This is a genomic window from Marinomonas maritima, assembly GCF_024435075.2.
GTDB classification, from domain to species: domain Bacteria; phylum Pseudomonadota; class Gammaproteobacteria; order Pseudomonadales; family Marinomonadaceae; genus Marinomonas; species Marinomonas maritima.
On record NZ_JAMZEG020000001.1, the window covers coordinates 840,956 to 854,956 of the forward strand.

At 42.9% G+C, this 14,001-nt stretch carries 14 protein-coding genes; 11 read left to right on the forward strand and 3 right to left on the reverse strand.

What is annotated here, in order from left to right:
* Nucleotides 1–52 precede the first annotated feature (52 nt).
* Entirely contained in the window at nt 53–961 is a 909-nt protein-coding gene (locus tag M3I01_RS04090) for a DMT family transporter (protein WP_255894310.1), read from the forward strand.
* On the opposite strand, the gene M3I01_RS04095 is transcribed toward M3I01_RS04090, so the two are convergent.
* On the reverse strand, nt 947–1,558 hold the full coding sequence (locus tag M3I01_RS04095) for a TetR/AcrR family transcriptional regulator (protein ID WP_255894311.1): 612 nt from the start codon (nt 1,556–1,558) through the stop codon (nt 947–949). The two genes, M3I01_RS04090 and M3I01_RS04095, sit on opposite strands and share 15 nt — an antisense overlap.
* A gap of 117 nt (nt 1,559–1,675) precedes the next feature.
* On the opposite strand from M3I01_RS04095, the gene M3I01_RS04100 reads away from it, so the two are divergent.
* Complete coding sequence (locus M3I01_RS04100; protein ID WP_255894313.1) at nt 1,676–3,697, forward strand: oxidoreductase; 2,022 nt, start codon at nt 1,676–1,678, stop codon at nt 3,695–3,697.
* 78 nt (nt 3,698–3,775) lie between these two features.
* Here M3I01_RS04100 and M3I01_RS04105 read toward each other — a convergent pair whose 3' ends face one another.
* Nucleotides 3,776–5,152 (reverse strand): DUF2254 domain-containing protein, encoded by a 1,377-nt coding sequence (locus tag M3I01_RS04105; RefSeq protein WP_317133897.1) that lies wholly within the window; start codon nt 5,150–5,152, stop codon nt 3,776–3,778.
* Nucleotides 5,153–5,206: 54 nt separating this feature from the next.
* Nucleotides 5,207–5,725: a hypothetical protein gene (locus tag M3I01_RS04110; protein WP_255894314.1), complete on the reverse strand. Its 519-nt coding sequence runs from the start codon at nt 5,723–5,725 to the stop codon at nt 5,207–5,209.
* A 308-nt stretch (nt 5,726–6,033) separates the two neighbouring features.
* Between M3I01_RS04110 and iscR the strand changes: the two genes are divergently transcribed.
* From iscR to M3I01_RS04155, 9 genes are all read left to right on the forward strand, one after another.
* The gene (gene iscR, locus M3I01_RS04115; protein ID WP_255894315.1) at nt 6,034–6,522 is read left to right on the forward strand and encodes a Fe-S cluster assembly transcriptional regulator IscR; all 489 of its coding nucleotides are present in this window, start codon (nt 6,034–6,036) and stop codon (nt 6,520–6,522) included.
* Nucleotides 6,523–6,595: 73 nt separating this feature from the next.
* Nucleotides 6,596–8,032: a Fe-S cluster assembly protein SufB gene (gene sufB, locus M3I01_RS04120; protein ID WP_255894316.1), complete on the forward strand. Its 1,437-nt coding sequence runs from the start codon at nt 6,596–6,598 to the stop codon at nt 8,030–8,032.
* A gap of 13 nt (nt 8,033–8,045) precedes the next feature.
* On the forward strand, nt 8,046–8,831 hold the full coding sequence (gene sufC, locus M3I01_RS04125; RefSeq protein WP_255894317.1) for a Fe-S cluster assembly ATPase SufC: 786 nt from the start codon (nt 8,046–8,048) through the stop codon (nt 8,829–8,831).
* Between the two features lie 3 nt (nt 8,832–8,834).
* Complete coding sequence (gene sufD / locus M3I01_RS04130; protein ID WP_255894319.1) at nt 8,835–10,094, forward strand: Fe-S cluster assembly protein SufD; 1,260 nt, start codon at nt 8,835–8,837, stop codon at nt 10,092–10,094.
* 11 nt (nt 10,095–10,105) lie between these two features.
* Complete coding sequence (locus M3I01_RS04135; protein ID WP_255894320.1) at nt 10,106–11,323, forward strand: aminotransferase class V-fold PLP-dependent enzyme; 1,218 nt, start codon at nt 10,106–10,108, stop codon at nt 11,321–11,323.
* A 9-nt stretch (nt 11,324–11,332) separates the two neighbouring features.
* Nucleotides 11,333–11,683: a HesB/IscA family protein gene (locus M3I01_RS04140; protein WP_112137391.1), complete on the forward strand. Its 351-nt coding sequence runs from the start codon at nt 11,333–11,335 to the stop codon at nt 11,681–11,683.
* 4 nt (nt 11,684–11,687) lie between these two features.
* Nucleotides 11,688–12,218 (forward strand): putative Fe-S cluster assembly protein SufT, encoded by a 531-nt coding sequence (gene sufT, locus M3I01_RS04145; protein ID WP_255894322.1) that lies wholly within the window; start codon nt 11,688–11,690, stop codon nt 12,216–12,218.
* Between the two features lie 160 nt (nt 12,219–12,378).
* Nucleotides 12,379–12,804: a SufE family protein gene (locus tag M3I01_RS04150; protein WP_255894323.1), complete on the forward strand. Its 426-nt coding sequence runs from the start codon at nt 12,379–12,381 to the stop codon at nt 12,802–12,804.
* Between the two features lie 30 nt (nt 12,805–12,834).
* Nucleotides 12,835–13,989, forward strand: coding sequence for an IscS subfamily cysteine desulfurase (locus tag M3I01_RS04155; protein WP_255894324.1), 1,155 nt, complete (start codon nt 12,835–12,837; stop codon nt 13,987–13,989).
* Nucleotides 13,990–14,001: the final 12 nt, after the last annotated feature.

Below are 14,001 nucleotides of genomic sequence, written 5' to 3' on the forward strand. Positions count from 1 at the left end.
GCTTGGGATTTATTATGCTGGTCTAAAGCGGGTTAATTCTAAGGGGGTTGAAGTGTCCGGTCGTACTGTTAGTAGTGCTATTTTAATTTTAGTATTAGGGAGTTTTTTCGCAACTCTGTGTGATGTATTTATCAAGTTAGCTGGTTCTGAAGTGGCTATTTTTCAGTTTACTTTTCTTCGTGCTGCTTTTATGTGCTTCATACTTTTACCTATTGTCGCTCTTAGACTTTATCATCGATCTAAATCGGCTGTTTTTTTAGGGTTAAAGCTTCACTTTATTCGTGGCAATATGTGGGTTTTGGCTGCCGTTCTGCTTGTTCTTTCTTTGGCTGAATTATCTTTGGCGACAGCGAATGCTGTGTTTTATACCGCACCTATTTTTATCATGTTGTTTGGGGCTTTTTTCTATAAAGAGCGCTTAACCATGGATGTTGTACTAGCGACTGTATTGGGGTTCATGGGTATTTTGATAATTTTAAGACCGACAGAAATTACGTTCGGAATGGTAAGTGCTATTCTTTTTGCAGTTGTGCTGGCTGCAAACAGTTTATTGATAAAAAAGCTGCCACAGCAACAAGATATGCTTTATGGGTTGTTAGTGACTCAGTTTTTTGCATTACCTTTAGCTGGAGGGTTGGCTTTATGGGAAGGTGAAGCTTTTCAGATTGAGTTACTGGTTTACGCAGCGCTTTCTTCTGTTTGTTCTATTTTGTACAGCGTGTCATGTTTGGTTGGGTATCGTTATGTGGCATCAAGTAAGGTGACGAGTGCTGAATATTCGGGGTTGATTTTTGCTTTTTTAATTGGGTGGTGGGTATTTGGTGAAACGCCTGATATAGGATTGTTTATAGGTTCGTTGTTGGTCATCACTCCATTGCTTTATTTAAGTCATCGAGATGTTAAGCGCTTACGAAGAGAGCAAATGTTGTCTAATACTCGATCAAATCTAGGTGCTGGTTGAGCTTTCTTGACGAAGATTCTTAATCATTTGCTCTATCATTTCTGATAAGTCTGCCTGATCGAGATAGATCCCGTCTATAAATAGTCTGGCTAATCCATGTAAGCTTGCCCACGTCGTTTGCCCTATTCTTAATGGCGTATTGTTGCTCGGTAGTACTTTGTGCTGCTGTAGCTCTTCTACCCAATCTATCCATATCTTAAATGTTTGTTTAGACGCTGCTTTTAATGAAGGGCTTGGGTTACCTGCTTTCCATATCGCTCTACCATACATAAGGTCATATGTTTCGCTGTGAAGTAGGGCGTATTCTAAATAGGCATGTACGTACTTCTTGAAGCATTCTTCTGCAGTATGATTTTGTTTGATTAAAGAGTTAAGTATTTTTTCTTGTTCGTAAAATCCTTGTTCTGCTAATGCGCAAAGTAAGGCATTTTTATCTTTGAAATGGTGGTATGGCGCCGTTCTTGAGACACCAACAGTATCGGCTAGTTTGCGCATACTGAGACTTTCTGCTCCTTGTTCTTTGATAATCAAAGAAGCAGATTCAAGTAGCGATTTTGTTAGATCGCCATGGTGATAGTGTTTTTTTAATATAGACATAGGTCAATTAGAGCCTTTCATCTTGACAATGTCTATATTAAAAACTATCTTGACAGTGTCAAAATTGCACGCGGTCAGCGGCAAAACAAACAATAATAAACAAAGCGAGTCGTTATTATGAGTCATTCTACGTACCCAAATTTATTTGAACCATTGGATCTGGGGTTTACTCAGTTAAAAAATCGCGTACTGATGGGGTCTATGCATTTAGGTTTAGAAGAAATAAAAGGCGGAGTTGAGCGTATGGCTGCCTTTTATGCTGAACGGGCGCGAGGCGGGGTCGGGCTCATTGTCACGGGTGGTATTTCACCTAATTCTGAAGGTGCGGTATATGCTGGTGCAGCGACGATGGCATCGGAACAAGATGCGCTAAAGCACCGAGTTATTACTGATGCGGTTCACGAAGCCGGCGGAAAAATCTGTATGCAAATATTGCATACAGGACGTTACGCTTATAACCCGAAATTGGTTGCCCCATCCGCTATAAAAGCTCCTATTAACCCGTTTGAACCTGAAGCATTAACGGCTGAAGGTATTGAAAAACAAATCCTAGATTTCATCAATGCGGCAGTTCTGGCAAAAAAAGCGGGTTATGACGGTGTTGAAGTGATGGGGTCCGAGGGTTATTTTCTCAATCAGTTTATTGCCTCTAGAACGAATCATCGTGAAGACGAATGGGGTGGTGCGTACGAGGGGCGAATCAGATTGCCTATCGATATTGTTGGGCGGATTCGAGCAGCTGTTGGCAACGATTTTATTATTATTTATCGACTCTCTATGCTGGATTTGGTCGAAGGCGGCAGTAGTATAGAAGAAGTGGTGACGTTGGGGTTAGCCATTGAGCAGGCCGGAGCAACCATTATCAGTACTGGTATTGGTTGGCATGAGGCACGGGTGCCGACGATTGCAACTAAGGTGCCTCGCGCGGCATTTACATGGGTAACGGCGGCATTACGCAAGTCATTAACAGTTCCTTTGGTTACTTCAAACCGTATTAATACACCGGAAGTTGCAGAGCAAGTTTTGGCTCGTGGCGATGCTGATATCGTATCAATGGCGAGGCCTTTTCTCGCGGATCCTGAGTTTGTTATAAAAGCAGAGCAAAATCGTGCGGATGAAATTAACACCTGTATAGCGTGCAACCAAGCTTGCTTGGATCATGTATTTGCAAACAAATTGACGTCCTGTCTTGTTAATCCTAGGGCGTGTCATGAAACTGAGTTGGTTATTTTCCCAACAGAGAGCCCTAAACATATTGTGGTCGTTGGCGCTGGACCTGCTGGATTAGCATTTTCGACAACAGCGGCTAAGCGCGGACATAAGGTTACCTTGTATGATGGGGCGAGTGAAATTGGTGGGCAATTTAATATTGCTAAGCGTATTCCAGGGAAAGGCGAATTTTATGAAACATTACGCTACTACAAGCGCCAAATAGAACTGACTGGAGTCGATTTACAATTAAACACTCGAGTGGATGGCGACTTATTGAAAAAAGGCCAGTTCGATGAGGTTGTATTGGCGACAGGTATTTTACCTAGAACCCCCGCTATTGATGGCGTCGCACATAAAAAGGTAATGAGCTACTTAGATGTCATGAAGGGTCATCCTGTTGGCAAGCGCGTTGCTGTCATCGGTGCTGGAGGAATAGGCTTCGATATTTGTGAATACTTAATCGATTCGGTATCGCATAAGGCGCAAAACATTGAAGGGTTTATGTCTCAGTGGGGTGTGGATATGACACTTTCTGCTCGAGGTGGCGTGGAAGGAATGAAATCTGTTTTTGAAAAATCGGAGCGAGAGGTTTTTCTTTTGCAGCGTAAGAAAAGCAAAGTAGGTGCAGGTTTAGGAAAAACGACAGGATGGATTCATCGTACTGAGTTACTCAAAAAAGGTGTTGTATTTTTGTCTGGTTGTGATTATCAGCGTATTGATGATGAAGGGCTTCATGTCTTAGTTGATGGTGATTATCAGTGTCTAGACGTCGATACTGTGGTTGTTTGTGCCGGACAAGAACCTAACCGATTATTAGAAGAGGAGCTTGACCAACCCGTATACTTTATCGGTGGAGCTGACGTTGCTTCGGAGCTGGATGCGAAGCGAGCTATCAAAAAAGGGACAGAGCTGGCATGCTCTTTGTAAGTTTTCTTTAAAGTATCAGTGCTCTTTTAGAGTAATGGGGTGAGGTGAAAAGCTCCATTACTCTAATTGGTTTTTATGTTAGGTACTAACCGTTTTTTTAAGATGTTCATCGAGAGCCTGCAAACGATTCGTCACTTCTTTTTTGTCTAAATCAATTAAGTTTTGTTGCTTTAGGCTGTGTTCAATCATTTGTTTCTGGTGACGTACAAACGACCAGTGTGTCGGGAGACTGGCTTGTTCAGCCACTCGAATCAGACCCTCTAGTAAGCGTAATTGTACAGCCAGACACGTTTGTGAGTATTGGCGTATTTGATCATAGGCGATGTTGGCGAGGTTTTGGAAAGAGGTGGCTTTGTAGCTAACGCGTTCAGTGCCATCTTTATCGCATGTTATTCCTTGTGGGAAGTGCTCTTGCGTCAAATTACAGATCATGGCTGTCAGTTTATCAACACATGCAATGGCAGAGTAAGGGTCGTTAATGCCGGGAGAAAGAGCCCTTAATGCGATCTCAATAAGCTGATGAGCCGCGAACTCTGGGTCTTCGATTGGTGTGCGTTTGGGGCCCAAAGTAAAGCCGTTATGTAGGCTCTCTTCATCCTCTTTAGAAAGGGGTTTGGTGTGGCAGCTCATAGTGATCATACGGTTTACTACAAAATCCCCCGGATTAACGGACACTTCAAGGTAGCCATCTAGTTTTTTCATCACTTTTGTTAAGTGGGCATAGTTAATGGTTTGAATGTAGCCGCATGCTGGGCTTTTTAGTGGAATGGCTTCTCGTTTATTCATGGTGCTAACGAGTTTTCTCTCAATATCTGTTTTTTTCATGGCGTTATTGTCGCTAGAAGTTGCGTATTCTTCCTCTTTTTGTTGTTTAAAAATCTGATTGATACTGTATTGCAGTTCTGAATAAACATTGTCAATTATGTTGTCTGATTGCAGATTTTGCGAAACATGGTGGATGAAGTAGATAAGTAAAAGAATGCCGCATAGGGTCATGGCGATAGCCCCCGCGAAAGTTAGGCCAGGTAAAAAATGGCCCTCTGCAAAGTCGTCTGTCATACGGACCAAAATGAGGCAGTAAATAAAGAGAGAAATGAAGACACCAAGTACCATTTGGGTGCTTTTGTCTTCCATGAAGTTACGAATTAATCTAGGTCCAAATTGAGATGATGCCGTGGTGAGGGCAACAATGGTAATTGAGAAGGTGATGCTGACAACGGTCATAACGCTGCTAGCTATAGTGGTCAGTAAACTACGAGTGATGTTTGCATCAGCATGGTATAAAAAAGCCAACCAATGAACAGTGTCTAACCCTGCATACAGATCAATAAACAGCAAGATCAGACAGCTTGTTATAGTCAGAAATAAGATTAAACAAGGCGTGAACCAGAAACTGGTTTTTATTGCGTCATAATTTTTTAATAGTTGTGTGTTTTTTAATATCGACAATAGCAAAAGTTACGTCCTTATGTATTTCAGTTTTTTTGGCTCGGCTGAAATCGTTGGTATCTACTGATTTTTCTCGTTCGGTTCGCCTGTTTTTAACAGTTTTAGTAAGTCTTCTCTTTCTATACTGCCTTTTTGTGCCAGATCCAGTTGATATTGGTACTCGTTGCTCCAGTCTGTTGTTCTAGGAATAAGCTTTGATAGATCGTCTATAGCAGATTTCATGACTTTTAAATACGCTTGAATATTCTGCTCTTGGTTGATTAAGATGTTTTTTAGCGCTGTACCGCTGCTGTGCCTGAGGTACAGCTTCAGAACATTATTCTGATCTTCAATGGCTTGTATTTTTATTTTTTGTTGCGAAAGGGATTCTTGTAAGTTGGCAATTAAATCGTTCTGCTCATTTGCCTTAAGTGTTGTTGCTGAGCCTCCTTTACTAGACTGTAGAAGAAAGTAGGAAATACCTGATGAAGCGACCACGCTCAAAAGGAAACACAATAAAATTGGAATCAAAACTCCTTTCGGTTTTTTCTCAGGCACTTCTTCGCTAAGAATTTTTTCATTATTACCTTTGGGTGGCATTATCAATCCTCTTTTTTCGGCTCATTTAACTATCTATTAGTGTGCGTATTTGTCATGAAAGGACAAGTTTTTTGTTTTATTTTTACGTGCTATTAGCATTATTGGATGGCTTTCATTGTAAGTATTATTCCCATGATGCTTTTTGAAACTGCAGAATGCAGTTTTGTTTTTCCCATAGTGCACGTAAAATATGCGCTGAATATTATGGTGAGGTAATAACCTACTGAAATAGTCAGGTAAATACTTGATCAAAACAGTAGGTTTTGTGTATTATTTACACTCAAAGAATAATCTAATTTGGGTAACTTATGCGCCTGACAACAAAAGGTCGTTATGCGGTAACCGCCATGCTTGATCTGGCATTGCATTCGGATCAAGGGCCAGTGTCTTTATCGGATATTTCGAATCGACAAGGAATATCCTTATCGTACCTTGAACAGTTGTTCTCTAAGCTTCGTAAGAAGGCATTGGTAACTAGTGTAAGAGGTCCGGGTGGTGGATATCGTCTGAGTCGTTCAAATGATGATATTTTTGTCGCGCAGATAGTGGATGCTGTAAATGAGTCGGTTGATGCGACTGGGTGTAAAGGGCGTAGTGATTGTCAAAGCGGTAACACTTGCCTTACTCACCATTTATGGTGTGATTTAAGTGATCAAATACACAATTTTTTAAGCCAAATCAGCTTAGAGCAACTGGTTCATCGTAATGAAGTACGGCAAGTTGCAGAGCGCCAAGATCTTGAAGGCCGAAAAAATGGTTTTGAGAGCAGTAAGATAATTGCGGCGATAGTTGATTAAGTAAAGAATAAATTAGTAGAGCGTGACGCACTGATGCTCAGTGTGTTGGCTCTTATGATGAGTGAGTTTTTATATGACTGAACAGATAGATAAGGCGCTGGCAAGGGAATACGAAGCCGGTTTTGTTTCTGATATAGAGTCAGAGACGTTTGAGCCTGGTTTGGATGAGGGTGTCATTAAGCGTATTTCTGAAATGAAAGGCGAACCTGAATGGATGCTTGAGTGGCGTCTAAGTGCATTTCGCGAATGGCTTGAAATGGAAGAACCAGATTGGGCATTAGTCGATTATCCAAAAATTGACTTTCAGTCGATTTCCTATTATTCAGCACCAAAAAGCATGAAAGATAAACCTAAGTCTTTGGACGAGGTTGATCCTGAGTTGCTCCGTACTTATGAAAAGCTTGGTATCCCCCTGATAGAGCAACAAATGCTGGCTGGTATCGCTGTGGATGCGGTATTCGATTCAGTTTCTGTGGTAACTACTTTTCGAGGTAAGTTAGAAGAGGCGGGTGTTATTTTTTGTCCGATTTCTGAAGCAATTCAAAAGTATCCAGACCTTATAAAAAAATACATAGGCAGCGTTGTTCCGAAGAAAGACAACTATTACGCTGCATTGAACTGTGCTGTGTTTACGGATGGCTCCTTTGTTTATATTCCAAAAGGCACGCGTTGCCCAATGGAGCTGTCTACCTATTTCCGCATAAATGAGCAGAATACAGGTCAGTTTGAACGCACCTTGATCATTGCGGATGAAGGTAGCCATGTAAGTTACCTTGAAGGTTGTACTGCACCACAGCGAGATGAAAATCAATTGCATGCTGCCGTGGTTGAATTGGTTGCTATGGACAATGCGGAGATTAAATACTCCACCGTTCAGAACTGGTATCCAGGTGATGAAAACGGCAAAGGCGGTATTTACAACTTCGTTACCAAACGTGGAATTTGTCATACCAGCGCCAAAATATCTTGGACTCAAGTAGAAACAGGCTCCGCTGTTACTTGGAAATACCCTAGTTGTATTTTGAAAGGAGATAACAGCGTAGGTGAGTTTTACTCTGTTGCCCTTACTCGTGGTCGTCAGCAAGCTGATACCGGCACCAAAATGATTCACATTGGTAAAAACACCAAGTCGACCATCATTACGAAAGGTATTTCCGCTGGCAAGAGTAACAATAGTTACCGTGGTCTTGTTCGAATGAATCCAGGGGCTGATGGTGCACGTAACTTTACTCAGTGTGACTCGTTGTTAATTGGCGATCAGTGTGGCGCGCATACTTTTCCTTATGTAGAAAGTCGTAATCCATCCGCGATTATTGAGCATGAAGCGACCACATCTAAAGTTAGTGATGAGCAAATGTTTTTGTGTCGTCAGCGAGGTCTTGATCCTGAAAAAGCCGTATCCATGATTGTGAATGGCTTCTGTAAGGAAGTGTTTAAAGAATTGCCAATGGAATTTGCCGTTGAAGCGGGCAAGTTACTAGAAATTAGCCTTGAAGGCTCTGTAGGTTAAGGAATTATTGAAGATGTCGAACACTGAAAGTTTATTGACGATAAAAGATTTGTACGCCAGCGTAGAAGAAAAGCAGATCCTTAAAGGGCTAAGTTTGGATATTAAACCTGGCGAAGTGCATGCCATTATGGGGCCAAATGGCGCGGGCAAAAGTACTTTAGGCTATGTTTTGTCTGGTCGTGATGGTTACACGGTAGACAGTGGCAGCGTAACGCTAGATGGTAAAGATCTGTTTGAAATGGAAACAGAAGAGCGCGCGCGTGCGGGTTTGTTTCTGGCGTTCCAATACCCTGTTGAAATTCCGGGTGTGAGTAACTTAGAGTTTTTGAAAGCCTCTGTTGATGCGCAACGTGAAGCACGTGGTGAAGACGCTATTACCTCCGCTAATTTCTTGAAAGAAGCCAAAGCGGCTTGTAAGCAAGTTGATTTGCCTGTTGCTTTTCTAAAACGTGGCGTTAACGAAGGTTTCTCTGGTGGTGAAAAAAAGCGTAATGAGTTGATGCAAATGCTTTTGCTTCAACCAAAGCTTTGTATTCTTGATGAAACCGATTCAGGTTTGGATATTGATGCTTTGCAAGTCGTTGCAGAGGGCGTTAATAGCCAGCGCTCAGCGGATCGTAGTTTTATTGTTGTTACTCATTATCAGCGTCTTTTGGATTATATCAAGCCTGATTTTGTTCATGTCTTGTCGGACGGCAAAATAGTCAAAAGTGGCGATGCGACTTTGGCTCATGAGTTAGAATCCCAAGGATATGCTTGGTTGCAAAAAGAGCCAGCTAAAGACGAGCTTGAGGGGTAATGCATGAGTGAATGGTTAGAAAGCGCCATTACTCGAGCGCAAGGTATCAATGACTGGCTTGCACCTAAGCGTGCGCATGCTCTTGAGCTGCTATCGACGACGAAGTGGCCAACACGCAAAACTGAAGCGTGGCGTTATACACCGTTGCGAGCGGTTGAGCGTACACAAGCTAAAGTGATCGATACTGTTGTTAATTTGTCTCCTGTTGCTATTGCTGATTTTGCTGCCATCGAGCTGGTTTTTGTTAATGGTAAGTTGGACGAGTCACAATTAGCGAAAGCGCTACCAAAAGGCTTGTCTATTACGTTAGGTCGTAACCTAGAAAAAGCTCAACAAGCGCACGCGTTGACGACTTTTTCTACTGTTAAACCTGAACGTCATTTATTTGGTTTGATCAACGACGCATTGGCGCAAGATGTTGTTGTTGTAACGGTTGCTGACGGTGTTGATGTCGCTGAGCCTTTGCGAATCAGTTCTTTGTTGAGTCAAGGTGCTGAATCTCATACTCGTGTACAAGTGACATTGGGTGCGGGTTCTCGTTTGGCTGTCATTGAAGATATTCAGGCGCAAGGCGAAACGTTAAGTACCGCCTTTGTGGAATATCATGTCGAGTCAAATGCACGACTAGAGCATTATCGTTTCGCGCTTCAAACAGGAACCAATGTCTCAATTGGTGGAAGCCATTTTAATCTGCATGATCGTGCAAAAATGCACAGTACCATCGTGGGTTTTGGTAGTGATTTGTCCCGTTTGGATACGGATATTATTCATGCAGGTGAGTTTGCGGATGCCAAACTCAATGCAATGTATTTGCTTGATGGTAAAGAGTTGTTTGACCTGCATGCAACGGTTGAACATGCGATGCCGAATGGTACGACAGAAGAGAATGTGCGTTGCATTGCGGCAGATCGTTCACGCGCTGTTTTTAATGGTCGTATTCATATACATCGAGATGCTCAGAAAACCTTAGCAGAATTGAATAATCGCAATCTATTGATGTCGAATACAGCGGAAATTAATACCAAACCTGAGCTTGAAATTTACGCCGATGATGTGCGTTGTGCTCATGGTGCGACGGTTGCTCAGATAGACAAGCAAGCGATGTATTACTTGCAAACTCGTGGTGTGAGTCGTTCAAAAGCTCAGGTGATGCTCAACTTTGGTTTTATTAACGAGTTGATTGATTTAATGCCAAATGCAGCGCTAGCGGAATGGGTTCGTCCTATTATTCGTGAGCGATTTTCGCAAATGGAAGTGAAGTAAGCGAGAGTCTAATGAGTTTTGATGTAGCGGCTATCCGTGAGCAATTTCCGATTTTAAAGCGTCGGATTGATGGGAATCCATTGATTTACCTCGACAATGCGGCAACGACTCAAAAACCGCAATGTGTGATCGATGCGCTGGTTGATTATTATTCGACATGTAATTCGAATGTGCATCGTGGTGCCCATCGCCTTGCGGATGAAGCGACGGGTCGTTTTGAAGCGGCTCGCGATCTCGTAAAAGACTTTATTAATGCGCCGAAACGTGAAGAAGTCATTTGGACAACAGGTACCACTGAAGGAATCAACATAGTTGCCAACGGCTTGAGTCAGTTATTGTCGACAGGCGATGAAGTGATTGCTACTGGTATGGAGCATCATGCTAATTTGGTGACGTGGCAGCAGGCTTGCAAAGTAGCCGGCGCTATCTTGAAAATCGTTCCTGTGACAGAAGATGGTGAGTTAGATCAAGCGGCTTATGACGCGCTGCTGAACGAACGTACTAAATTTGTGGCCTTTACTCATGTGTCTAATGCTCTCGGTACGGTTAACCCCATTAAAGAAATGACCGCGAAGGCCAAAGTGTTTGGTGCTTGGGTTTTGGTTGATGGTGCACAAGGAGCGGCTCACCGTAAGGTTGATGTACAAGATATTGGTTGTGATTTTTATGTTTTTTCAGGGCATAAAATTTACGCTCCGATGGGGGTTGGCGTACTTTGGGGGAGAGAGTCTCTACTGGCGACTTGGCCTGTTTGGCGTACCGGCGGAGAGATGATTTCAACAGTGACGCTACAAGAGGCTACATGGAATGTACTGCCTTATCGTTTTGAAGCTGGGACACCCAATGTAGGCGATGTCATTGCAATGGGTGAGGCTATTCGTTGGTTGATGGCATTAGATCATGATGGCCTTGAGGCCCATGAGAAAGCCTTGTTAGACCGAGCGACGCAGCTAGCTGAAGCTTTTGAAGGCCTCACAATAATTGGGAATGCCAAAGAAAAAATTGGTGTATTGAGCTTTGTGATGGACCACGGACATCCTGCGGATATCGGTTTTTTACTGGATCGTCAGGGTATCGCAGTTCGTACTGGTGATCATTGTGCTCAGCCTTTAATGGCGCGTTTTAATGTGCCGGGAACGGCTCGTGCGTCATTCTCTGTTTATAATACATTAGAAGAAGTTGATGCATTGTTTGTCGCGCTGAAAAAAGTGCGCTCGATGTTGGCTTAGGAGATATCTATGACGGCAACAACATTTGATCCTGTCTCAAGCGTGTCTTTAACCGCTTCTGCGCAGAAATATTTTACCTCCAAATTGGTAAAGCAGCCCGGGAAATTGATTCGGTTAAGTACTAAAGAAAGCGGCTGTACGGGTTTTTCTTATGTGCTTGATATTGTTGATGTCGCTTTGGAGGAAGACACCGTCTTGTCATTTGGTGAGATAACGTTTGCGGTAGATTCACAGTCTGTCACTATGCTCAAGGGAACAGAAATTGACTTGGTACGCGAAGGTGTTAACGAAGTCGTGAAGTTTAATAACCCTAACGTCGTAGCCGAGTGTGGCTGTGGCGAAAGCTTTAGTGTGAGTTAACTTCATGCAAAAAATGGTAGTGACACAGCGTGCCTGTCCGGCACGACGAGTACCAAGCGGTGAGCCGGTGAGTATTCCAGAAGGGCAATTTATAACGATCAATCAGAGTTTGGGAGGCAATTACACTGTCACTTGGCAAGGTAACATGCTTCGAATTGATGGAACGGATGCAGAGGCGATCGGGCAGCAGCCAGAAGTTCTTAAATTTGAAGACCTTGGTTCTGGTCAGATTAGTGAAGATCAAGTTTGGCAGGCGTTGGATACGATCTATGACCCTGAAATTCCAATTAGTTTGGTGTCTTTAGGTTTGGTTTATAAGGTATCGCTGGATCAAGAAACGAAATCTGTTTTGATTGACATGACGTTAACCGCACCGGGTTGTGGTATGGGGCCTGTATTGGTAGGCGATGTGAAATATCGAGTCGCAAAAGTTCCTAATGTTGAGTTAGTTAAAGTTGATTTGGTGTTTGATCCACCTTGGTCACGAGAAATGATGAGTGAAGAGGCGCAGTTAGAAGCGGGCCTTTTCTTCTAATATCTGCGGTGACTAAGTCTTCTGTGGTTAAGTGAAGTCGAATACAATAGGAAGCGGCCTTAGCAATTTGTTAAGTGCCGTTTTTGTTTTTTTAATCGGCGCTTTTGTTGATTCAGCGCCATTTTTTATTTTTACTCGTTTAATGAAAAAGAGGGGAGTCATGTCCTTACCTGATACAGAAGAGATTGTTGAAGATCTGTCATTTTTTGATGATTGGGAAGACAAGTACAAATATATTATTGATCTGGGTAAGTCATTGCCTTCTTTTGATGATGTATGGCGTACACCTGAACGTTTGGTGAAAGGCTGCCAGAGCAGTGTTTGGATTCAGCCTGGTAGCGAGCAAGATGCAACCAGAGGTGAGGTGTTAATCTTCGCCGTAGACAGTGATGCCATCATAGTGCGCGGCTTGCTTGGGTTAGTATTGTCAGCTTTGAATCATAAAACACCTGAAGAAATACTAGCTTTTGATATATCTGCTTTTTTTGAATCGTTAGATCTTGAGCGACATCTAAGCCCAACTCGTGGTAACGGCTTGCGTTCTATTGTGAACCGTATCAAAGGTATCGCACAAGCAGCAGCTTGATTTTAGAGTGTTTTTATTGGAGAGCGTTAAATGAATACCCCCGTTTATCTAGATAATTCTGCCACCACGCCGGTAGACCCAATAGTGGCTGCAAAAATGATGGCGTGCCTGACGCAGGATGGTAATTTTGGTAATCCGGCGTCTCGTTCCCACCTTTTTGGTTGGCGTGCTGAGGAAGCGGTGGAAGACGCTAGATTGCAGGTGGCGACGTTAATTAACGCCGATTCTCGCGAGATCGTTTGGACCTCTGGTGCGACAGAAGCTAATAATCTGGCACTTAAGGGAGTGGCTCATGCTTATCGTCAAAAAGGTCGCCATATTATTACCTCTATGATTGAGCATAAGGCAGTGCTAGACCCTTGTAAGCAGCTTGAGAAAGAAGGCTTTGAAGTAACGTATCTTCAGCCTGATGGTCATGGTGTTATTTCTCCGAATCAGGTGGATGAAGCGCTTCGTGAAGACACGATCTTAGTGTCCTTGATGCATGGAAATAATGAGTTGGGCGTATTAACAGATATCGCTACGATTGGTAAGTTGACTCGATCTCGTGGTGTATTTTTACATGTTGATGCTGCGCAAACGACGGGTAAGGTTGCTATTGATGTTAATGCAATGAATGTAGACTTAATGTCACTTACAGCCCATAAAACCTATGGCCCTAAAGGTATTGGTGCTTTGTATGTGCGCCGCTCTCCTAAAATTAAGCTAGAGGCTCAAATCCATGGTGGTGGTCATGAACGTGGTATGCGTTCTGGTACGTTAGCGACACATCAAATAGTTGGAATGGGTGAGGCCTTTCGTTTGGCTGGTGCTTTGATGTCGGTGGATTGTAAGAGAATTCAGTCATTGCGTGAGCGTTTGTGGTCGTCTTTAAGTGATTTGTCTGGTGTGCACTTGAACGGTGATTCAGATCAGCGCGTCGCTGGCGTGATTAATGTCGGTTTTGCAGATGTCGATGGCGAAGTGCTATTGATGTCTCTTAGTGATATTGCGGTGTCTTCTGGTTCAGCTTGTACTTCGGCAAGCTTGGAGCCATCTTATGTTTTACGGGCCATTGGTTTGGCGGAAAATTTGGCACACAGTTCTTTACGACTTTCTGTAGGACGTTTTACTACCGAGGAAGATATCGATTTTGTAGCCGAGACGATAAAAAACGCAGTAACTCGCCTAAGATCGTTAGGATAAGCGATAAAATAC